23 protein-coding genes are annotated in these 21954 nt (G+C 49.6%); 13 read left to right on the forward strand and 10 right to left on the reverse strand.

What is annotated here, in order from left to right; translation table 11 throughout:
• Positions 1-248 precede the first annotated feature (248 nt).
• Positions 249-1445: a glycine C-acetyltransferase gene (kbl, locus tag DSM2777_RS03235; RefSeq protein WP_061553164.1), complete on the forward strand. Its 1197-nt coding sequence runs from the start codon at positions 249-251 to the stop codon at positions 1443-1445.
• A gap of 13 nt (positions 1446-1458) precedes the next feature.
• On the forward strand, positions 1459-2484 hold the full coding sequence (tdh, locus tag DSM2777_RS03240; protein WP_061553165.1) for an L-threonine 3-dehydrogenase: 1026 nt from the start codon (positions 1459-1461) through the stop codon (positions 2482-2484).
• Positions 2485-2543: 59 nt separating this feature from the next.
• On the opposite strand, the gene DSM2777_RS03245 is transcribed toward tdh, so the two are convergent.
• The 3 genes from DSM2777_RS03245 to gpmM are packed head-to-tail and all read right to left on the reverse strand — an operon-like array spanning position 2544 to position 6435.
• On the reverse strand, positions 2544-3461 hold the full coding sequence (locus DSM2777_RS03245; protein WP_156088322.1) for a divergent polysaccharide deacetylase family protein: 918 nt from the start codon (positions 3459-3461) through the stop codon (positions 2544-2546).
• A 58-nt stretch (positions 3462-3519) separates the two neighbouring features.
• Entirely contained in the window at positions 3520-4881 is a 1362-nt protein-coding gene (gene envC, locus DSM2777_RS03250) for a murein hydrolase activator EnvC (RefSeq protein WP_046457281.1), read from the reverse strand.
• Between the two features lie 9 nt (positions 4882-4890).
• Positions 4891-6435, reverse strand: a complete 1545-nt coding sequence (gene gpmM / locus DSM2777_RS03255) for a 2,3-bisphosphoglycerate-independent phosphoglycerate mutase (protein ID WP_061553166.1) — start codon at positions 6433-6435, stop codon at positions 4891-4893.
• Between the two features lie 386 nt (positions 6436-6821).
• Between gpmM and DSM2777_RS03260 the strand changes: the two genes are divergently transcribed.
• From DSM2777_RS03260 to cysE, 5 genes are all read left to right on the forward strand, one after another.
• Positions 6822-7253 carry a rhodanese-like domain-containing protein gene (locus DSM2777_RS03260; protein WP_040045304.1) on the forward strand — a complete coding sequence of 144 codons (432 nt, stop codon included), beginning with the start codon at positions 6822-6824 and terminating at the stop codon, positions 7251-7253.
• A 17-nt stretch (positions 7254-7270) separates the two neighbouring features.
• Entirely contained in the window at positions 7271-7519 is a 249-nt protein-coding gene (gene grxC, locus DSM2777_RS03265) for a glutaredoxin 3 (RefSeq protein WP_025801494.1), read from the forward strand.
• A gap of 62 nt (positions 7520-7581) precedes the next feature.
• Positions 7582-8055 (forward strand): protein-export chaperone SecB, encoded by a 474-nt coding sequence (gene secB, locus DSM2777_RS03270; RefSeq protein ID WP_025801493.1) that lies wholly within the window; start codon positions 7582-7584, stop codon positions 8053-8055.
• Positions 8055-9074: an NAD(P)H-dependent glycerol-3-phosphate dehydrogenase gene (gene gpsA / locus DSM2777_RS03275; RefSeq protein WP_061553167.1), complete on the forward strand. Its 1020-nt coding sequence runs from the start codon at positions 8055-8057 to the stop codon at positions 9072-9074. The genes secB and gpsA overlap by 1 nt, the downstream gene beginning before the upstream one ends.
• A 122-nt stretch (positions 9075-9196) precedes the next feature.
• Positions 9197-10018, forward strand: a complete 822-nt coding sequence (gene cysE / locus DSM2777_RS03280) for a serine O-acetyltransferase (RefSeq protein WP_061553168.1) — start codon at positions 9197-9199, stop codon at positions 10016-10018.
• A 61-nt stretch (positions 10019-10079) separates the two neighbouring features.
• Here the strand turns inward: cysE and trmL are convergent, their stop codons facing one another.
• The 3 genes from trmL to cpxR are packed head-to-tail and all read right to left on the reverse strand — an operon-like array spanning position 10080 to position 12661.
• Entirely contained in the window at positions 10080-10553 is a 474-nt protein-coding gene (trmL, locus tag DSM2777_RS03285; RefSeq protein ID WP_061555317.1) for a tRNA (uridine(34)/cytosine(34)/5-carboxymethylaminomethyluridine(34)-2'-O)-methyltransferase TrmL, read from the reverse strand.
• A 42-nt stretch (positions 10554-10595) separates the two neighbouring features.
• Positions 10596-11966 carry an envelope stress sensor histidine kinase CpxA gene (gene cpxA / locus DSM2777_RS03290; RefSeq protein ID WP_025801489.1) on the reverse strand — a complete coding sequence of 457 codons (1371 nt, stop codon included), beginning with the start codon at positions 11964-11966 and terminating at the stop codon, positions 10596-10598.
• On the reverse strand, positions 11963-12661 hold the full coding sequence (gene cpxR / locus DSM2777_RS03295; protein ID WP_025801488.1) for an envelope stress response regulator transcription factor CpxR: 699 nt from the start codon (positions 12659-12661) through the stop codon (positions 11963-11965). Before cpxR ends, cpxA begins: the two co-directional genes overlap by 4 nt.
• Positions 12662-12812: 151 nt before the next feature.
• Here cpxR and cpxP point away from each other — a divergent pair, with 151 nt between their 5' ends.
• The 4 genes from cpxP to DSM2777_RS03315 all read left to right on the forward strand — a co-directional run bounded on the left by cpxP (position 12813) and on the right by DSM2777_RS03315 (position 16765).
• Positions 12813-13286, forward strand: a complete 474-nt coding sequence (gene cpxP, locus DSM2777_RS03300) for a cell-envelope stress modulator CpxP (protein ID WP_025801487.1) — start codon at positions 12813-12815, stop codon at positions 13284-13286.
• Between the two features lie 164 nt (positions 13287-13450).
• Positions 13451-14353 (forward strand): CDF family cation-efflux transporter FieF, encoded by a 903-nt coding sequence (gene fieF / locus DSM2777_RS03305; protein ID WP_061553169.1) that lies wholly within the window; start codon positions 13451-13453, stop codon positions 14351-14353.
• Between the two features lie 255 nt (positions 14354-14608).
• Positions 14609-15571 carry a 6-phosphofructokinase gene (gene pfkA, locus DSM2777_RS03310; RefSeq protein ID WP_061553170.1) on the forward strand — a complete coding sequence of 321 codons (963 nt, stop codon included), beginning with the start codon at positions 14609-14611 and terminating at the stop codon, positions 15569-15571.
• Positions 15572-15775: 204 nt separating this feature from the next.
• Positions 15776-16765 carry a sulfate ABC transporter substrate-binding protein gene (locus DSM2777_RS03315; RefSeq protein ID WP_061553171.1) on the forward strand — a complete coding sequence of 330 codons (990 nt, stop codon included), beginning with the start codon at positions 15776-15778 and terminating at the stop codon, positions 16763-16765.
• Positions 16766-16828: 63 nt separating this feature from the next.
• Here the strand turns inward: DSM2777_RS03315 and tpiA are convergent, their stop codons facing one another.
• Together tpiA and DSM2777_RS03325 are read right to left on the reverse strand one after the other, a co-directional pair.
• The gene (gene tpiA, locus DSM2777_RS03320; RefSeq protein ID WP_025801482.1) at positions 16829-17596 is read right to left on the reverse strand and encodes a triose-phosphate isomerase; all 768 of its coding nucleotides are present in this window, start codon (positions 17594-17596) and stop codon (positions 16829-16831) included.
• Between the two features lie 126 nt (positions 17597-17722).
• The gene (locus tag DSM2777_RS03325) at positions 17723-18415 is read right to left on the reverse strand and encodes a DUF1454 family protein (RefSeq protein ID WP_061553172.1); all 693 of its coding nucleotides are present in this window, start codon (positions 18413-18415) and stop codon (positions 17723-17725) included.
• A 177-nt stretch (positions 18416-18592) separates the two neighbouring features.
• On the opposite strand from DSM2777_RS03325, the gene DSM2777_RS03330 reads away from it, so the two are divergent.
• On the forward strand, positions 18593-19024 hold the full coding sequence (locus DSM2777_RS03330) for a DUF805 domain-containing protein (protein WP_046457278.1): 432 nt from the start codon (positions 18593-18595) through the stop codon (positions 19022-19024).
• Positions 19025-19072: 48 nt separating this feature from the next.
• Here the strand turns inward: DSM2777_RS03330 and fpr are convergent, their stop codons facing one another.
• Positions 19073-19819 (reverse strand): ferredoxin--NADP(+) reductase, encoded by a 747-nt coding sequence (fpr, locus tag DSM2777_RS03335; RefSeq protein ID WP_061553173.1) that lies wholly within the window; start codon positions 19817-19819, stop codon positions 19073-19075.
• A gap of 2 nt (positions 19820-19821) precedes the next feature.
• Positions 19822-20445, reverse strand: a complete 624-nt coding sequence (locus DSM2777_RS03340; protein WP_025801478.1) for a helix-turn-helix transcriptional regulator — start codon at positions 20443-20445, stop codon at positions 19822-19824.
• 292 nt (positions 20446-20737) lie between these two features.
• Here DSM2777_RS03340 and emrD point away from each other — a divergent pair, with 292 nt between their 5' ends.
• Entirely contained in the window at positions 20738-21922 is a 1185-nt protein-coding gene (emrD, locus tag DSM2777_RS03345; RefSeq protein WP_061553174.1) for a multidrug efflux MFS transporter EmrD, read from the forward strand.
• Positions 21923-21954: the final 32 nt, after the last annotated feature.

The following is a 21954-nucleotide window of genomic DNA, read 5'->3' on the forward strand; positions in this document are numbered from 1 at the left end:
AATAGCATTTCATGCTTAAGCATTCAGCGTATAGGGCATGAATCTGAATCAAAAGCCCTTGAATTAGGCCTCATACTGTCATGAGTGGCACATGGCGACTAACTCATAACCGAAAGTAATTATTTCCCCTGATCCTACAACAGCGTGATATCTGCTGCATTTCTCACATTCTGTGAGTTACAAACTCGTTTCATTTGCAACAAGACAGTAATATGTTTCACAAACTTGCCCATCCAGGAGATAACACCATGTCTGCGGATTTTTACCAGCAGCTGACCCAGCAATTAGAAACGACCTGTGCCGAAGGTCTGTATAAAAACGAACGTATTATTACCTCAGCGCAGCAGGCTGATATTGCGGTTGCAGATGGCCGCCATGTTATTAACTTTTGCGCAAACAACTATTTAGGTTTGGCAAATCACCCTGCGCTGATCAAAGCAGCGAAAGAAGGCATGGATTCCCATGGCTTTGGTATGGCATCGGTGCGCTTTATCTGCGGCACTCAAGATAGCCACAAACAGCTAGAACAACGACTGGCTGATTTTTTAGGTATGGAAGACTCCATTTTATATTCTTCCTGCTTCGATGCTAACGGTGGGCTGTTCGAAACGCTGTTAGGTCCTGAAGATGCCATTATTTCTGATGCGCTGAACCATGCTTCGATTATTGATGGCGTGCGTTTGTGTAAGGCTAAGCGCTATCGCTATGCCAATAACGATATGGCTGAACTGCGTGCCCAGTTAGAAATGGCGAAGGCCGATGGCGCTCGCCATATTATGATTGCGACCGACGGCGTGTTCTCAATGGATGGCGTTATTGCCGATCTGAAATCGGTGTGCGATTTAGCCGATGAATATGGCGCGTTGGTGATGGTTGATGATTCCCATGCGGTTGGCTTCGTTGGCGAAAATGGCCGTGGCACCCATGAATACTGCGAAGTGATGGGGCGTGTAGACATCATCACCGGTACTTTAGGGAAAGCATTAGGCGGCGCATCCGGCGGCTATACCGCGGGCCGTAAAGAAGTGATCGAATGGCTGCGCCAGCGTTCGCGTCCTTATCTGTTCTCCAACTCTTTAGCGCCAGCCATCGTTGCTGCATCAATCAAAGTGCTTGAGCTACTGGCTGATGGCGATGAACTGCGCAACCGTCTGTGGAGCAACGCTCGTTTGTTCCGTGAAAAAATGAGCGCGGCGGGTTTCACTCTAGCGGGTGCCGATCATGCCATCATTCCTGTGATGTTGGGTGATGCCAAATTGGCACAAGAATTTGCCAATGAATTGCTGAAAGAAGGCATCTATGTAACAGGGTTCTTCTTCCCTGTTGTTCCTAAAGGTCAGGCACGTATTCGTACTCAAATGTCTGCTGACCATACTCCAGAACAAATTGAACGCGCAGTCGCGGCCTTTATTCGTATCGGCAAGCAGCTGGGTGTGATTGCCTAAGGAACTCATCGTTATGAAAGCATTGTCAAAACTGAAGGCGGAAGAAGGGATTTGGATGACCGATGTGCCGAAGCCAGAGCTTGGGCATAACGATATCATGATTAAAATCCGTAAAACGGCGATTTGTGGTACTGACGTCCATATTTACAACTGGGATGAATGGTCGCAAAAAACTATTCCAGTACCGATGGTCGTTGGTCATGAATACGTGGGTGAGATTGTTGCGATCGGGCAAGAGGTTACCGGCTACAAGATTGGCGAACGTGTTTCTGGTGAGGGGCATATTACCTGCGGACACTGCCGTAACTGCCGCGGCGGGCGCACGCATCTATGCCGAAATACCACCGGCGTGGGTGTTAACCGCACTGGCGCATTTGCTGAGTATCTAGTTATTCCGGCATTTAACGCGTTTAAAATTCCAGACAATATTCCCGATGAGTTAGCGGCCATTTTTGACCCGTTTGGCAATGCTGTTCATACCGCGCTTTCATTCGATTTAGTGGGTGAAGACGTCTTAGTTTCCGGCGCAGGGCCGATTGGCATTATGGCGGCGGCGGTGTGTAAACACGTTGGCGCACGTAATGTCGTGATTACCGACGTTAACGAATATCGTCTGGATCTGGCTCGTAAAATGGGCGTGACCCGCGCAGTGAATGTGAGTAAAGAAAATCTCACAGATGTGATGAATGAGCTTGGTATGACCGAAGGTTTTGACGTCGGTTTGGAAATGTCTGGAGCACCGCCAGCGTTCCGTGCGATGCTGAGCACCATGAATCACGGTGGCAAAATTGCGATGCTGGGGATCCCGCCATCAGATATGGCAATTGACTGGAATCAGGTGATTTTCAAAGGGCTATTCATCAAGGGTATTTATGGCCGCGAGATGTTTGAAACGTGGTACAAGATGGCCGCATTGCTGCAATCAGGCTTGGATTTGAGCCCAATCATCACTCACCAGTTTGGTATCGATGATTTCCAAAAAGGCTTTGATGCTATGCGTTCAGGCCACTCAGGAAAGGTTGTTCTGAGCTGGGATTAAGATCCTCATATGAGCAAAAAGCCCCAATAGGGGCTTTTTTTCAACTTTTTTGCGATTAATTACAGCCAGTAATGCCAGCGGGCCTGTATGAATTTCACCGGAGCTGTATTTGCTATGCTGGTGCCAATGGCATCAAACATGGCGGTGGCATACACCTTCTCTGGTGCTTTTTTGCTGATGCATTGTTTAACACCACGGAATGGGTTACGTGGTTTTTGCTGTGTTGGCAGCGGGTTTTTATCTGGTACGGAAGCGCCATTAAGCAGTGAGCTAGGGCGAACCAACACAATATCTGCCGGTAACGACGGCAGCATTTGTTGTAATACGCGTACCGTTGATGGGTGCGGATGGCCGATGGCTATTGCTGACCCACTTTTCCGTGCAATTTGAATGGCGCGGTTAAACTGCTGGCGGATAGCAGCTTCGTTTTGAGAATCATCCAGAAAGACTTTGCGTTTAATGACTTTAATCCCGGTACCGGCAGAGGCGTTTGTTACCTGACTATTGCCGATCGTCATGCTGTCGAGGAAATAAAGAAAATGATACTGCTCCAGTGTGCGCATGACTTTCTGCATGCCTTGCAGGTTTGACGTCATCAGGCTGCCCATATGGTTGTTCATCCCAACGGCATAAGGCACAGCGTTTACGGATTGGCGGATGATGCGCTGGATTTCAGCTTCGCTCATTGAGGGCTGTAATGTGTCTTTCTCTAGCGGCTGTTTGCTAATGGGCGCCATTGGCAGGTGGATCAGAATTTCGCGCCCCTGAGCATGTGCTTTGTTTGCCATTTCACGCGCATGAGGTGCGGTGGGCAAAACGGCAACGGAGATAGCCAAGGGCATTTGCAGGATTTTATTTTCTTCTTGTGGGCGATAGCCAAAATCGTCAATGACGATAGCTAACTTCCCTGCATAGGCAGATACCGTGCTACAGGTGAAAATCAGAAGTGCGGAGGTGACAGCATTGAAAAAGCGCAATGTGTTTTCCCTTGTTGTTGCAGGAGCGGTAACTGCGGGTGAATGAGGGCTCTTGGGGCTAACGTCCAAGCCACGGTAGTGGGTTGACGGCTTGGCCTTGGCGGCGGATTTCAAAGTAAAGAGCAGGTTGGCCTTGGCCACCGCTATTACCGACCAGTGCGATAGGCTGTCCTGCACGAACCTGTGCGCCGACGTTAACCAAAGCGCTTTGGTTATAGCCGTACAGACTCATATCGCCTTTGCCGTGTTCAACTACAACGACCAGACCATAACCTTGCAGCCAATCGGCTAGCAGTACGCGACCATCTGCGATGGCTTTCACTTCACTGCCTTCGGATGCGGCAATAACCATCCCTTTCCAGCGCAGTTCGCCCTGTAGCGTTTCGCCGAAACTGTGAATAGTTCGGCCACGAACGGGCCACATTGCCTGACCATTGCCACGTCCTAAACCACCGGTACGCGCTATCAATGAACGCTCGCTTTCCGTTGGTTTGTATTTATACGTCGTGCCTTTTTTCTTCGCCTGCTCTTCTTTAGCCTTCATTTGGGCTTGAAGCTTGGCGGCTTCTCGCGCCTCACGTTCGGCGCGTGCTTTCGCTTCACGCTCGGCCTTGGCGATCTGATCGCGCAAGCGTGATTCGTTCGCTTTCATTTCGGAGAGCTGTTGCTGATCTTTAGCCAGTGAGCTTTCCAATGATGAGAGGGTTTTTTGGCGCTGAATGCGGGCAGACTCTAGCTGTTGCTGCGCTTGCTGCTGGGTAACCAGAATCGCTTTTTGCTGATTTTGTGCGGCTTCCAGCTCTTTCTTTTCGCTGGCTAAGTCGGTGCGCGTCTGGTTTAGCTTATCGATATTTTTTTGGCGCGCTTCATTGAGATAACCAAAGTAAGCCAAAATACGCTCACTGCGCTGGCTTTCTTCACCGCTCAGTAAAACCTGAATACCGGTATGTTTGCCTAAACGAAAAGCCATATCGAGCTGATGCTCGAGCAGCTTCAGGTGTTTGTTTTCTTGCGACTGAAGTTTTTTAATCGATGCGGTCAGCTTGGTAACGTTGGCACTTAGCGTTGCTAGTTCAGACTGCGTTTCTCGAAGAGAGCGGCTTGCCTGAGCAATGATTTTTTCCTGCGCTTTAAGCTGATCTTGCAGTGAACTACGCTGTTGTTGCTGCTGTTTGACGGCTTTTTCTTTTTCAGCAATGTTTTGCTGAATAGATTTTAGCTGCTGTTTGTTGTCATCAGCGGCCTGAGTGGGGAACGAGGAAAACCATGCGCCAGCATAGATTACGCTGGCACACAGTATCGGTAACATGCGAAACGCTGCGGGAGTGGGCGACAAACGAGTGAGTTTATCGCCAATGTTTTTATCCGCTTTGAGCGCTAAGGCTACCTTTGATTCGTGAAATTGATCTTTTCCCCTCATGGGGATCGATTATTCCACGATGAACAGCGGCTTACCAGTCATCTCTTTAGGCACTTCCATGTCCATCATGGTCAGCATGGTCGCTGCGATGTCAGACAATTTACCGCCTTCAACGGCTTTAGCCGGTTTGCCAACGTAGATTAATGGCACTGGCAGGTTGGTGTGAGCGGTATACGCAGCACCTGTCACCTGATCGCGCATCAGCTCGGCGTTGCCGTGGTCCGCAGTGATCAGCAACTGACCACCTACGTTTTGAACGGCTTCGACGACCTGACCGACACAGTGATCCAGCGTTTCAACGGCTTTTACTGCGGCATCGTAAATACCGGTGTGGCCAACCATGTCGCCGTTAGGGTAGTTACAGATAATCGCATCGTATTTACCGCTGTTGATAGCGCCAACCAGTTTTTCGGTCAGCTCAGCAGAGCTCATTTCTGGCTGCAGATCGTAAGTCGCCACTTTTGGCGAGTTGATCAGAATGCGGTCTTCGCCTTTGAACGGCTCTTCCACGCCACCGTTGTAGAAGAAGGTCACGTGAGCATATTTTTCAGTTTCAGAAATACGCAGCTGAGCTTTGTCATGCTTCATCAGCCATTCACCGAAGGTGTTTGCCAGTGAAGATGGTGGATAAGCGCAAGCCGCTTTAATGTCAGCCGCATATTCAGTCAACATTACGAAGTTGCTGAAGTTAACCACTTTGTTGCGTTTGAAACCGTCAAAGTCAGCGTTAACAAAGGTGCGAGTGATTTGGCGAGCACGGTCAGCACGGAAGTTCATGAAGATCAGCGCATCGCCGTCGTTCATGGATGCATCGGCTTCACCTGCCGCTTTGATTACGGTTGGTTTAACAAATTCGTCGTTTTCGTCGCGTGCGTAAGCCGCTTCAAGGCCGGCAACCGCATTTTCTGCGGTGTATTCGCCTTTCGCTTCGGTCAGCAGATCATAAGCTAACTGAACGCGATCCCAACGGTTATCACGGTCCATTGCATAGTAGCGACCAATGATGGACGCGATGCGGCCTTTGCCCAATTCGGCAAATTTCTCGGTGAATCGTTTCAGTGTATTTTCAGCACTACGCGGCGGGGTGTCACGTCCATCCAAGAATGCGTGCAGATAGATAGCTTCTGCGCCACGCTTGGCAGCCAACTCAACCATAGCAAGAATGTGTTCTTCGTGGCTATGTACGCCACCCGGAGACATCAAACCCATGATGTGAACGGCTTTGCCCAGAGATACGGCTTTATCAACCGCACCAACCAGAACTTCATTGGCAAAGAAGTCGCCGTCTTTGATTTCTTTGTCCAGACGGGTCAGATCTTGATAAACGATGCGGCCTGCGCCAAGGTTTACGTGACCAACTTCAGAGTTACCCATCTGGCCGTCAGGCAGACCTACGTCCAAACCGGAAGCAGAAATCAGGGTATGTGGGTATTCTTTCCACAGACGATCCATGACAGGACGTTTAGCGTTAAGAATCGCGTTATCTTGGGTTTCTTCGCGGTAACCATAACCGTCCAGAATTACCAGTACCATTGGTTTTTTGGCGCTCGACATTGCAACAACCTCGTTTCTTTATAAGTTCAAAGTTTGAGTTCAAAATACGTTCAAGTGTGAATAGCCGTTTAGGTTAAAACGGAATCACTCACACGCCCGCTGAGCGGTGCCTAAGCAAAGGCCGAATAACATACACGGCTATTTGCACTCAAAGTAGTGTAATTTTACTACAGTCTGTGGTGAATTGAGCGCAGAAAGATCAAATGATCGTTTCTGTACCTTGTTTCAAGCCGGTAAATCCTGTCTGAAACATAAAAAATTTCGGGTTATGCCGCAGATTCGTTTTTAGTAACAGGTCTTCTGGCTGTAATTGACGCACTGCGCAGGTATACTCTGACTCTTTGATTTTATCCCTTAACTGACGGGAGTAGTTACACCCCATGCAAATGCAAGAGATTATGCAATTTGTGAGTGCCCATCCCATACTTAGCGTAGCGTGGATTGTTCTGTTTGTAGCAGTGCTGGTCACCACCTTTAAAAGCCGTTTCTCCAAAGTAAAAGAAATTACTCGTGGTGAAGCCACTCTTCTGATTAACAAAGAAGATGCCGTTGTTGTTGATACCCGTACTCGCGAAGATTTCCGCAAGGGTCATCTGGCAAACTCTCTGAATCTGACGCCTAGCGACCTGAAAAATGGCAGCTTTGGTGAGTTAGAGAAACATAAAACTCAGCCAGTTATCGTGGTTTGCGCCAATGGCATGAGCTCTCGTGAATCGGGTGAGCATTTAGTGAAAGCGGGCTTTGAGCGCGTTTATACGCTGAAAGACGGTATCGCAGGCTGGAGCGGTGAGAATCTGCCTTTAGCTCGCGGCAAATAATCTGCAAGGAATTCATCATGGCAAACATTGAGATCTATACCAAAGCGACCTGTCCTTTCTGTCATCGCGCGAAAGCGCTGTTGCAGTCAAAAGGCGCTCAGTTTAATGAAATTGCTATTGATAACGATCCGAAAAAGCGCGAAGAAATGATTGAGCGCAGCGGTCGTACAACCGTGCCACAGATTTTTATTGATGGGCAGCACATTGGTGGCTGTGACGATTTACACGCGCTGGATGCAAAAGGCGGCCTCGACCCGTTGCTGTAATCCGTGCGGTATTCGCCCCATAATTCCCATTTATGGATATTAACTTAAAAGGTATTAACGCTATGTCAGAACAAAACAACTCAGAGATGTCTTTCCAGATCCAACGTGTTTACACCAAAGATATCTCCTTTGAAGCTCCAAATGCGCCAGCTGTATTCCAGAAAGATTGGCAGCCAGAAGTTAAACTGGATCTGGATACTGCATCCACTCAGCTGGCTGACGGCGTGTTTGAAGTGGTACTGCGCGTGACGGTAACGGCAACTCTGGGCGAAGAAACTGCATTCCTGTGTGAAGTTCAGCAGGCAGGTATCTTCACTATTTCTGGCATCGAAGGAACTCAGATGGCTCATTGTCTGGGTGCTTACTGCCCGAACATCCTGTTCCCATATGCACGCGAATGCATCACCAGCCTGGTTTCTCGTGGTACTTTCCCACAGTTGAACCTGGCTCCAGTGAACTTCGACGCACTGTTCATGAATTATCTGCAGCAGGCTGAAGGCGCAGAAGGTGCTGAACAGCAGCCTCAGGATGCCTAATGAATAACCCTACGGCTTCAATGACCGTCATCGGTGCCGGTTCTTACGGCACCGCTTTGGCAATTACGCTGGCGCGTAATGGGCACCAAGTGGTGTTATGGGGTCACGACCCTAAACATATCGAAGCACTTGATGCCGCGCGCTGTAATCAGGCATTCCTGCCTGATGTTCCTTTCCCCGATACGCTAACGCTGGAAACCGATCTTGCGAAGGCAATGGCTGCAAGCCGTGATGTGCTGGTCGTTGTACCGAGCTATGTGTTTGGTGAAGTGCTGCGTCAACTGAAGCCATACCTGCGTACTGATTCACGAATCGTTTGGGCAACCAAGGGATTAGAAGCAGAAACAGGTCGTTTGCTACAAGATGTTGCTCGTGAAGCGCTTGGCCCTGACATTCCTTTAGCTACGCTGTCAGGCCCAACGTTTGCCAAAGAACTGGCTGCGGGTTTACCTACTGCAATTGCGCTGTCATCCACCGATGCACAGTTCACCGACGATTTACAGCAGCTACTGCGCTGCGGCAAAAGCTTCCGTGTTTATAGCAACCCTGATTTCATCGGTGTACAGCTAGGTGGTGCGGTAAAAAACGTGATTGCGATTGGCGCAGGTATGTCTGACGGCATCGGCTTTGGTGCGAACGCCAGAACTGCGTTGATCACGCGTGGGTTGACCGAAATGAGTCGTCTTGGGGTTGCGCTGGGTGCCGATCCAACTACCTTTATGGGTATGTCTGGATTAGGCGACTTGGTGCTGACCTGTACTGACAACCAGTCTCGTAATCGCCGTTTTGGGATTATGCTGGGGCAGGGCGTAGGCGTGCAGGAAGCGCAAGATAAGATTGGCCAAGTGGTTGAAGGCTATAGAAATACCAAAGAAGTGATGGCCTTGGCCCAACGCTTTGGTGTGGAAATGCCTATCACTGAGCAAATCTATCAGGTGCTTTATTGCCATAAAGATGCTCGTGAAGCGGCGTTGACGCTGCTAGGTCGAGCACGCAAAGACGAAAAAACCAGCCGTTAGAGATCAAGTTTTTAACATCAAGGCTTGACCATGCTACGGCAGGTCTGATTAATTGTTGTCTGAATTATAACTATAGCTGATATAGTCACGGCAGCAATTAAATTGATTGAAGGGAGTGTTGTATGTCGATAGAAGAACTAGAACAAATCTGGCAATGCATCAAAACCGAGGCGCGTGGTTTAGCCGAGTGTGAGCCGATGCTGGCTAGTTTCTATCACGCAACACTCCTTAAGCATGAAAATTTGGGCAGTGCGTTGAGCTATATTCTGGCGAATAAGCTGGCCAATGCCATTATGCCTGCGATTGCTATTCGCGAAGTGGTGGAAGAGGCTTATCGCGCCGACACCAATATGACCGACTACGCGGCACGCGATATTCTCGCGGTTCGCCAGCGAGATCCAGCAGTAGATAAATACTCCACGCCATTGCTTTACCTGAAAGGTTTTCATGCCTTGCAGGCCTACCGCATTGGTCATTGGCTGTGGTCGCAAGATCGTAAAGCGCTGGCTATTTACCTGCAAAATCAAATCTCAGTTGTTTTTGGCGTTGATATTCATCCTGCGGCGCGAATTGGCTGTGGGATCATGCTCGATCATGCGACGGGTATTGTGATCGGCGAAACGGCCGCGGTTGAAAACGACGTGTCTATTCTGCAATCCGTAACACTGGGTGGTACGGGTAAAGAAGGGGGCGATCGTCATCCGAAGATCCGTGAAGGCGTTATGATCGGCGCAGGTGCTAAAATTCTGGGCAATATCGAAGTGGGTCGCGGAGCTAAGATTGGTGCAGGGTCAGTGGTTCTACATCCTATTCCTGCTCACACTACGGCGGCTGGTGTGCCTGCGCGCATTGTAGGGCGTCCTGAAAGTGAAAAACCGTCCATGGATATGGATCAGTTGTTTAACGGTTCACACGATGGTTTTGAGTTCGGCGACGGAATTTAACGGCAGGTTCTTTTCATTCTACGGGGCAGACACTCGCCTGCCTCGCATATCACAGTAAAACTCACTCTTTGAGCAAAGCCCCTTCGTAGACTAATTGACGCCATGCTTCGTAAACCACCACTGAAACTGCGTTAGACAGGTTCATGCTGCGGCTGCTGGCGAGCATCGGGATACGGATCTTCTGTTGTGCTGGAAGTGCATCCAAAATGTAGGCGGGTAGGCCACGTGTTTCTGGGCCAAACACCAGATAATCTCCGGCCTGATAGCTCACGGCGCTATGCGCTGGAGTACCTTTAGTAGTTAATGCAAACAGGCGTTCTGGCTTTTCGCTATCGAGAAACGCTTGATAGTCATGGTGTTTCTTCAGCGTAGCAAATTCGTGATAGTCCAAACCTGCGCGACGTAAGCGTTTGTCATCCCATGTGAAGCCTAAGGGTTCAATGAGGTGCAAGCTAAAGCCAGTATTGGCGCAAAGACGGATGATATTGCCGGTATTCGGTGGGATTTCAGGTTCAAATAAAACGATATTAAGCATGTGATGCGCCCCCAAGGTCAGGGGGCGCATTATACTCCAAACTTATCGCGTATAAAGCGGAAGCCAAAGTGTCAGGCGTAAACCGCCCAGCGGGCTGTCTTCGGCTTTCACCCAGCCGTTATGCTGTTCAACCACGGTTTCTACGATAGCGAGGCCCAAACCGGTTCCTCCCGACTCGCGATCGCGCGCTTCATCGGTGCGGTAGAACGGCCGGAAAATTTGCTCGCGATCTTCTGGTGCAACGCCCGGGCCATCATCATCAACGTGGATAGTGATGCCCTGATTATCGCAGCTAAACGTCACCGCAATCTGATGATGAGAGTAACGCAGCGCGTTACGCACGATATTTTCAACGGCACTATCCAGAGCGGCATGGCTGCCAAATAGTGGCCAAGGCCCTGGAGGGCTGATGATCTCTAGCGTTTTCCCAACCTGCTCGGCCTCAAACTTCGCATTGTCTAGCACGTCATCCCAAAGCTCATCGGCTTTCAAATGCTCGCGTTCTAGCTCGGTTTTATGCTGATTACGGGATAGCGCCAGCAGATCGTTAATCATGCTGTCGAGGCGATGCGCCTCCATCTCAATGCGTGACAGTTCGTTGTATTCACCATGGCGGCGGCGCATCAGCGCGGTGGCGAGCTGCAAGCGCGTGAGCGGCGTTCTTAGCTCATGCGAAATATCAGAGATCAAACGCTGCTGTGCGTTGACCATACGTTCAAGCGCGCTGACCATTTGGTTAAAGCTAGCGCCTGTGGCTAAGAACTCCTGCGGGCCAGCCTCCAGTTCCGGATGCTGTTTAAGGTTACCGCTGGCAACATCATCGGCGGCGTTTTTAAGCTTACGAGCGGGGCTTGCGAGGCTCCATGCGAGCCAAAGCAGCAGCGGCGAGCTGATAAGCATGGTGACAAGCAACAGCAGCAGCGGTCGGTCAAACATCAGGTTGATGAAATCAGACTGAGGGCTGCTTGCAGGGCGAACCAGATAGAGCTGGTAGTTATCTTCGCCATCACGAATAGGGAATGGCCCCAACATTTCGAGTCGGCCATATTTTTTCTTTTTCGGCTGGTCTGCGTTATCAGACTGGCCGATAAAGTTACGTACAATCTGCATTTCATTGCGTTGAGCGCCGATAACGCGCCCTTCGCTTGTCACCAGCAGAAGGCGTTGACCCGGAGGTGACCATTTATCAATGGCGCGGAACAAACGGCGCCACCACATCAAGTCATTCGCCGGATCAACAGCTAGCTCTGCTTCTACGTGCTGCTCCAGCATAATGCCTTGACGGCGTTCACTGTCCAGTAATGAGGTTAGCTGGCGTGAATCGAGCTTGGGCAGCATGAGCACCACCATCAGCACCAACGCCAGCGTTAACCAGAAAATGGCAAAGATACGTGCCGTAAGGCTATTAATCATGAAACAGACACCATCAGATAACCGCGACCACGCAGCGTTTTGAACCAAGGCTGGCCATCTTTACGTTCTGGCAGCTTACGGCGCAGGTTGGAAATATGCATATCAATCGCGCGGTCAAAAGGTGTTAGGCGTTTGCCTAGCACTTCTTGGCTTAAATGTTCACGTGACACCACCTGACCCAAATGCTGTGCTAGCAAATAGAGCAAGGTAAATTCAGTGCCGGTGAGCTCTAAGGTTTCCCCATCAAAGCTGGCTTCCTGACGCCCTGGATTGAGCAGCAGGTGATCCACTTCCAGCGTTGGCGCATTGCTTTCGTTGCTTTGCTGCTGTTCGTTCCAGTTGGAGCGACGCAGAATGGCACGAATACGTGCAACCAGTTCACGATCGTTAAATGGTTTTGGCAGATAGTCATCTGCACCAAGCTCAAGACCCAATACGCGGTCCAGTTCGCTACCGCGAGCCGTGAGCATAATTACCGGCGTTTGATGATGTTGGCGCACTTCTTTCAAAGTATCGATGCCGTTTTTCTTTGGCATCATTACGTCGAGCAATAATAAATCAATGCTGGAATCTAAAAGCTCCAGAGCCTGTTCGCCATCGTGCGCTACCACGACGCTAAAACCTTCTAAATCAAGCAGTTCTTGCAGCAGTGACGTCAGTTCGCGATCGTCATCAACCAGTAAAATTTTATTCATAGGTGTTTACCTCCTGACGCAAAATACGACAACAAGTGCCGCTATTCCATGACTTTACTTAGTTTTACATGCACTGACGCTAGTTTTCAGGCCCCGAGTTACACTGATTCTCGTTGATTCACATAAGCGAGCCAAAGCAAAGGAGTAGATGATGCGTAAAGTAACCTCGTTAGCCATGACTTTGATGCTTGCGATGGCCTCTACCGCAGCATTTGCCGATGGCACTCAACAAAACGGTATGTTGTATCAAAGTATGGATCATAACCGCATGTTTGACGGTGTGAATCTTACCGAACATCAGCGTCAACAAATGCGCGATTTGATGCAACTAGCGCGACATGATTTACCCCGCGTTGATATAGCGGAGGCTGAAGCCATGCATAATCTGGTAACGGCAGAAAAGTTCGATGAAGCCGCAGTGCGGCAGTTAGCCGAAAAAATGGCTCAGGAGAGTATAAACCGTCAGGTTGAAATGGCGAAAATTCGCAACCAGATGTACAACCTGCTGACTCCCGAGCAAAAGGCCCAGTTAAATGAGCGTTACCAGCAACGCATTGCCAGTTGGCAGCAGCAGGTAGCGACCATGCAGAATACTTCAGCCCTGAAGTTAGGTACGAAAGAGTAGCACCCTGTTTTTCCTTGCCATAGACACCATCCCTGTCTTCCCCACCTTGCGGTGGGGTTTTTTTGTCTGCGATTTAACGATCGGTATCGTGTCATTTCCCGAGTGGCTTTTTTTTGTCATTAATTCGCTATACTGAACAGCCCTAATCGTTAAAGGAAATTTTCATGGACCAGCAGTATGCACGGTTAGTCAAAACCGCTGCGCTGGGAGCCACGGTAACTGCCACCGCTCTCCTTATTATTAAAACGCTTGCCTGGTGGCATACTGGCTCAGTGAGCCTATTGGCGTCGCTGGTGGATTCTGTGGTTGATATCGCGGCCTCGCTGACAAACCTGTTTGTGGTTCGCTATTCCCTGCAGCCAGCTGATGAAGAACACACTTTTGGCCACGGTAAAGCTGAATCGCTGGCCGCGCTGGCTCAAGGTATGTTTATTTCTGGTTCCGCGCTGTTTCTGTTCCTTACCGGATTCCAGCACCTTATCAATCCAGAGCCGATGACCGATCCCGGCCTAGGGATTGGGGTAACCATTATCGCTTTAGCCTGCACGATGGTGTTGGTCACTTTCCAGCGTTGGGTCGTGCGTAAAACGCGTAGTCAGGCGGTGCGTGCCGATATGCTGCATTATCAGTCCGACGTGATGATGAACGGCGCGATTCTTATTTCTCTGGGGCTGAGCTGGTATGGCTTTACTCGTGCAGACTCCCTGTTTGCATTGGGGATTGGGGTTTACATCCTGTATAGCGCGCTGCGTATGGGATATGAAGCCGTGCAGTCTTTGCTGGATCGGGCTTTGGACGACGATGAAAGGCAAGCGATCATTGATATTGTGCACGCATGGCCGGGCGTTAGCGGCGTGCATGATCTAAGAACCCGTCAGTCTGGGCCGACTCGTTTTATTCAGTTACATATTGAGATGGACGATAACCTGCCTTTAATTCAGGCTCATGGCATTGCTGAACAAGTTGAGCAGGCGATTTTGCGACGTTTTCCTGGTTCGGACGTGATTATCCATCAAGACCCCTGTTCGGTGGTACCTGATGGGCAAAAAGGGCATTGGGAGCTCTAATCACGGCTAAACTATAAGAAATAATGTTATTAGTGTGGTGGGTTTCTAAATTTATTCTTTAAGTGCTTGGGAATTTTTTTACCACAAACTAGACTGACCTGAATCAATTCAGCTGGATAACTTTGATATAATATTCAGCAGTAGCAGCGATAAACGTTCATTTTTTATACCTGTGTCCTGTACCACATATAATAACGTTTAGCGCGATGGCGAAAACAATTCTTAAGAATAGCATCTACAAGCTCAGAGGTAGTCATGATCAAGAAAATCGGTGTATTGACGAGTGGCGGTGACGCTCCAGGTATGAACGCTGCGATCCGTGGTGTTGTACGTGCAGCGTTAGCGAAAGGGTTAGAAGTCTACGGTATTGAGGACGGCTACCTTGGCTTGTACGAAGGTCGAATGAAGCAGCTGGATCGCTCTAGCGTTTCTGACATGATTAACCGCGGTGGTACTTTCTTGGGTTCTGCGCGTTTCCCAGAATTCCGTGACGATAAAGTCCGTGAGAAAGCCGTTGATAACATGCGTAAAGTGGGTTTAGACGCATTGGTTGTTATCGGTGGTGATGGTTCATACATGGGTGCGAAGCGCATCACTGAAATGGGCTTCCCTTGCATTGGTTTGCCGGGCACCATTGATAACGACGTAGCCGGTACCGACTACACCATTGGTTACTTCACCGCGTTAGAAACCGTGGTTGAAGCGATTGACCGTCTGCGTGATACCTCTTCTTCTCACCAGCGTATTTCTATCGTTGAAGTGATGGGCTGCTACTGTGGCGATTTGACTCTGGCGGCGGCGATTGCCGGTGGCTGTGAGTTCATCGTTCTGCCAGAAGTTGAGTTCAAACGCGAAGATCTGGTTAACGAAATCAAAGCGGGCATCATCAAGGGTAAAAAACACGCGATTGTGGCTATCACCGAGCATATCTGTGATATCGATGAGTTGGCGAAACACATCGAGCAAGAAACCGGCCGTGAAACTCGCGCAACTGTACTGGGCCACATCCAGCGTGGTGGCGCGCCAGTCGCTTATGACCGCATTCTGGCTTCCCGCATGGGCGCATACTCCATTGAGCTGCTGCTGCAGGGCTATGGCGGCCGTTGCGTTGGTATTCAGAACGAAAAGCTGGTTCACCATGACATCATTGACGCTGTTGAAAACATGAAGCGTCCGTTCAAAGGTGACTGGTTAGAAACCGCGAAAGTGCTGTACTAATCGTTTCACAAATTAAAAGTGAATCTGATTCTAAAAGCCCCTTCTTGGGGCTTTTTGCTTTTCTCTACGAATAAATCCGCTGAGTAAAATGCTTTCTATTATTCCTCGACGGTATAACTGTATCTTTTTTATTCTTTAATGATTTCTCGGGTTTCTGGCAGGCTCTACCTTAACTTCTTGGGGACAAAGTTTTGGAGAGCGGTGATGCATAAATTCGGGATTGGGCTGTCGTTACTGCTGGTGGCTACCGGTGCACTGGCAAAAGATATTCAGTTGCTAAACGTTTCTTACGATCCAACGCGAGAGCTTTATCAACAATACAACGAGGCTTTCAGCAAACACTATAAGCAAGAAACGGGCGATAACGTGACGATCAGGCAGTCTCATGGCGGATCGGGTAAGCAGGCGACTTCGGTCATCAACGGTATCGAAGCCGATGTCGTCACGCTCGCGCTGGCTTGTGACGTTGACGCCATCGCTGAACGCGGCCGTATTGATAAAAACTGGATCAAACGCCTACCGGATAACTCCGCGCCTTACACCTCGACCATTGTATTTTTGGTACGTAAAGGCAATCCCAAGCAGATCCACGACTGGAATGATTTAATCAAGCCGGGCGTTGCCATTATCACGCCTAACCCAAAAACCTCAGGTGGCGCTCGCTGGAACTATTTAGGCGCATGGGGTTATGCATTGCAGAACAACAACAACGATCAGGCGAAAGCGAAAGAGTTCGTGAAGGCGCTGTATAAGAACGTTGAGGTGCTGGATTCTGGCGCGCGTGGCGCAACCAATACCTTTGTTGAGCGAGGTATCGGTGATGTGCTGATCGCATGGGAAAATGAAGCGTTGCTGGCACAGCATGAGCTGGGCAAAGATCAGTTTGAAATCGTGACGCCAAGCGTTTCTATTCTGGCTGAACCAACGGTATCTGTTGTTGATAAAGTAGTTGATAAGCGCGGCACGCGTCAGGTGGCCGATGAATATTTGAAGTATCTGTATTCACCGGAAGGGCAAACTATCGCGGCGAAGAACTACTACCGCCCGCGTGACGAGGCCATTGCCAAACAATACAGCCAGCAGTTCCCACAGCTGAAGCTCTTTACCGTTGACCAAGTCTTTGGCGGCTGGCAGAAAGCGCAGAAAGAGCACTTTTCAACCGGCGGCGAGTTTGATCAAATCTCGCAGCGATAAAATGTCAGATATAAAAAAACCCCGGAGAACCGGGGTTTTTGCGTTTAAAGCATAAAAAAGCGATTAGGCTTTTTTAGCTTCAGCTGCTGCTTTAACAATAACTGCGAAAGCGTCAGCTTTCAGAGATGCACCGCCAACCAGCGCGCCATCGATGTCTGGCTGGGTGAACAGCTCAGCAGCGTTAGCGGCATTCACAGAACCACCGTACTGAATGATCACTTCTTCAGCGGCTTCAGCGTTGTGCTTAGCGATATGGTCACGGATGAATTTGTGAACGGCCTGAGCCTGTGCTGGAGTTGCAGATTTGCCAGTACCGATTGCCCATACTGGTTCGTAAGCGATGACTGCACCTTTGAACACCTGAGCGCCCATGGTTTTCAGCACGGCGTCTAACTGACGCGCACAAACTTCCTGAGTTTTGCCTGCTTCGTTTTCTGCGTCGGTTTCACCGATGCACAGAACTGGGATTAAACCTGCTTCTTTAACCGCTGCGAATTTCTCAGCAATGAACTCGTCGCTTTCTTTGTGGTAAGTACGGCGCTCTGAATGGCCGATAATGATGTATTTAGCACCAACATCTTTCAGCATCTGAGCAGAAGTTTCACCAGTGAATGCGCCAGATGCGTTGATACCAACGTCTTGCGCGCCCAGAGCGATACGAGAACCTGCCAGAGTATGTGCAGCCTGATCCAGATAGATAGTTGGTGGCGCGATAGCAACGTCACAGTTGGCCACTTCGCTCAGTTCGTTACGCAGCGCAAGGATCAGTTCGTTGACCATGTGGTGGCTGCCGTTGAGTTTCCAGTTGCCCATGACTAATGGTTGACGCATTTTCATTTCTCCAATTCGGGAACACATAATCGTAAAAGTCTGCCTTACGGCATTGTCTGTAAATCAGTATAGAAAGCTCGCGACTAAGAAGTTTTGTTTTCCATCATGAAATACGAAAGGATGCGATTAAGTTGCATTATCTGATAGCGACAGCTTAATCGGTTCAACAGCGAAAGTAATACCTTTTTCTGCGCTATCTGACACCACATAGCGCAATGCCCCATCGTTTTGGGCGAAATAGAGCTGGCCTTTCCCTTTATTCAACAGTGAGGAGACTTTCGCGGTGCACTGATCAAAGGACAGTGTAGGCGAAAAATGCCGCATGATGGCGGCCATATAATTTACCGCCAGCGCACGTGATGCTTTGTCTTTGTCATCCGGCTTCACTGCTTTTTTATCCTCAGCTTTCCCGCTCTCTTTTTCATCTTTTACGGGAACGGGCGGGATATAGGTCATCTGTAAGCTTTTAATCTTGCCGGTGCCTTTTTCTAGCACCACGGAAGAGTAGAGATCGTCGTTGATTTTACTCGCAGCGCGGGTAATGGCGGTTTCTTCATTTTTAACGCTGATAGCACGGTATTCATTGATGATGAGCGTTGGGTTTTCAATGTTGTATTTAGACCGGAACTCAACCAGCGTTAAATCGAATGTAGGTGCATTGGGGAGCAGATAAGGTGCCGCGGGAAGTTCGTCACTCAGGGAATGCTTTTCATCTGCTGCTGCATGAGCTGAGAAACTGATGGTGGTGGCCGTGGCCCACAGAAGCAGTATCGGTAAGAGAAAAACTTTGTTGGATGTGTAGCAACTCATTTTTTTCATTGTTGGTCTGATTTTCCAATCCGCTATTCTGAATGCTGGTAATACACACGCCTGATACCTGATTAAAGCGTTTTCGGAGGGTGATTGTCAAAATTGTGTGCAAAATTCCCCGATGGCTAATCGAGATAAGGTAGACTTTGCCGCCATTAGGTTTAATTACGTAGGTAACGTCGGAAAATGACCATTCAAAAATGGTGTTTCTCTTTTAACGGACGGATCGGGCGGCGCGATTTCTGGATTTGGATGGGATTGTGGGCGCTACTTTTAGTGATTATTTTTTCCATTGCGGGAAGCGGCTGGGTTTCGCTGCAAACGGCGGCATTTGGCTTGGTATTCTCTCTCTGGCCAACGGCTGCGGTGCTGGTGAAGCGTTTGCACGATCGTAATAAGTCAGGCTGGTGGGCGCTGTTGGTGGTACTAGCATGGATGTTAGCTGCGGGGAATTGGAGCATGTTGGCCGAGATCTGGCAGTGGGGCGTTGGGCGTTTTATCCCTACGCTGATTGGCGTGATGATGCTGATTGACTGCGGTTCATTCGTGGGAACAGAAGGGGATAACCGATTTGGCCCAGAGCCTACGCCTGTCGATTTTAAGAACGCAGGGCGTTAAACCCAGAAAAGTGCCGGACAAATTATCCGGCACCCGATCGTGATGCTATTACCAGTAATGCTCGCTGGTGATATGGCCTGGTTTACGGCGCAGATGCTTACGCATGCCACGCGTTTCCTTCAATACCTGCTGAGTATCGCGCACCATCTGCGGATTACCACACAGCATAATATGGCTGTTGTCGGCATCAATTTTCAGCCCAACCGCGGCTTCCAGTGAACCATCTTCAATTAATGCGGGAACTCGGCCCTGCAGTGAACCCGCAGCGTTCTCACGGCTAACCACGGTTTGAATCCGCAGTTTACCGTTATAACGCTGCTCAAGTTGTTGCATCAGCGGCAAATAGCTTAGGTCTTGCGCCAAGCGAGCAGCATGAACTAAAACGATATTTTCAAAGCGTTCTAGGTCTTTGCCTTCCTGCAGAATCGACAAATAAGGCCCAAGCGCGGTCCCTGTCGCGAGCATCCATAGCGTATTGCAGTCAGGCACCTCTTCCAGAACAAAGAAGCCTGCGGCTTCTTCAGTCACCTGTAAAGTATCTCCGGCCTGCAAGCTGTGCAAGCGAGGGCTGAGCTTGCCAGCAGGCACGGTCACCAGATAAAACTCTAAGTTACTATCGCTCGGCGCGTTGACGTAAGAGTAAGCGCGCTGCACGCGCTCACCGTCGATGTCTAAGCCGAGTTTGGCAAACTGGCCAGCCGTAAAGGCTTTGACCGGTGCTTGCACCTGTATGCTGAACAGATTATCTGTCCAGTGTTGAACTTGAGTAATGGTTCCCGTTACCCATTCTGCCATGGTTACAACTCCCGAGGTGTAATGCGATATGCACAGCGGCGTGAGTTGGAAATAATATGCTCGACTCGGTCGATTTCATAGTTCGGCCCTAAAAGACGATGCAATAAACTCAGCTCTGAGTTGCATAAGTTACCGCAGTTATGGGCTGCAACGCCAATCGGACAGTGATTTTCGATCAGGACAACGGCATCGTCTTCGACTTCCAACTCGGCCATATAGCCGTCGTTTTGGCGCAGGCGAGCTAAGGCCTGGAAGCGTTCCTCACCTTCGGGATGCTTTTCAAGCTCGGTTGTGTAACGCTGGAAGAGGGAGTCTTCGCGCACGTTAATGAGTTTGTCGACGCCTTCGTCGCCAAATAATTGCTGTGCAGCGCCAAGTAGCACGCGTGACAGATCTTGGTGACGATCTGGGAATTGGCCGTGGCCCTTGGTGGTCAATGACCAATAACGCGTTGGGCGACCCACCTTGGTTCTGGCCTCTTCATAACAGACAAGCTCACGTTGCTCGAGCTGCTGTAAATGCTGGCGAATGCCCATAGTCGTGATAGAAATTCTATCTGCGAGCATTTTGGCTGATTGAGGGCCTAGGCTCTTCAACTGCAGCATAATCAGTTCTGGTGTCTTCATGACTCAAATCCTTTTGGAAAGTGGGTATATAGTTTAATAACTTATAAATCGCTATTAAATGATTAATATTCTCTATTTTTAATCTCGTCGCAGAAAGAACATATGGCTGTAACTTTTTCTTTACGAGTCGGGTACTTTTATATGCCAAATCACACCAGAATAAAGCACCTTACTCTCTCGTTTATTTAAACCAATCTGTTAGATTATGCGCCGATCTATGGGTTTAACTTCCTGACTTTCACCAAGTGAATGGTCGATTATACTAATTTAATGCGTCGGCAAGCGTAAGATAATGAGAAAGCTCGAAAATTTTCATCTGTTAGTGATGTTGATTCTATTAGTCGCCGTTGGTCAGATGGCGCAAACCATTTATGTGCCTTCTATTGCCGATATGGCGCGCGATTTAGGCGTGCGTAGCGGTGCGGTGCAGGGCGTGATGGCGGCGTATTTACTAACCTATGGCGGCTCGCAGCTGATCTACGGTCCGATATCCGATCGGGTGGGCCGTCGTCCTGTTATTCTGCTCGGTATGGGGATTTTCATCGCCGGGGCGCTGTGGGCATTGCTGTCTACCAATTTAGACATGCTGATCATGGCGAGTGCCTTGCAAGGCATGGGGACGGGTGTTGCTGGCGTGATGGCGCGAACGATGCCACGCGATCTTTACGAAGGGCCTTCTCTACGTTATGCCAATAGCCTATTAAACATGGGCATTTTGGTCAGCCCACTGCTGGCACCGGTCATCGGCGGCATGTTGGATTCGGTATTAGGCTGGCGTGCTTGCTACGGCTTCCTGCTGTTGCTTTGCGTTTGCGTTATGTTTTCGATGTATCGCTTTCTGCCAGAAACCCGCCCTGCCAATGCGCCGCGTAAGAATATGCTTGCCAGCTACAAGATGTTGCTGACCAACGGCTCGTTTGGTTGCTATCTGATTATGCTGGTTGGTGGACTGGCCGGAGTGGCTGTTTTTGAAGCTTGTTCCGGCGTCTTAATGGGCGGCGTATTAGGGCTTAGCGGTATTGTCGTCAGTATTCTGTTTATTCTGCCTATTCCTGCGGCCTTCTTCGGCGCTTGGTACGCAGGACGTCAGGGTAAAAGCTTCTCCACGCTAATGTGGCATTCGGTGATCAGCTGTTTGGTTGCCGGATTAATGATGTGGATACCAGGCTGGTTCGGCATTATGAATATCTGGACTCTGGTTGTGCCCGCTGCCTTGTTCTTCTTTGGCGCTGGCATGTTGTTCCCACTGGCGACCACCGGTGCCATGGAGCCATTCCCATTTTTGGCGGGTGCGGCGGGTGCTTTAGTGGGTGGATTGCAAAACGTAGGTTCTGGTGCGATGGCGTGGTTTTCAGCGCTGTTGCCTCAGACGGGGCAATTCAGCTTAGGCATGTTAATGACAGCAATGGGCGTGATGATTCTGCTTTGCTGGCTGCCGCTGGCGCATAAAATGCAGCAGCAAGGGCATATGGCGTAGTCGTTGAATTAACATCGTTCAGCCTCCTCGAG

Origin of the sequence: Obesumbacterium proteus (genome assembly GCF_001586165.1) — a bacterium.
Lineage (GTDB): Bacteria > Pseudomonadota > Gammaproteobacteria > Enterobacterales > Enterobacteriaceae > Hafnia > Hafnia protea.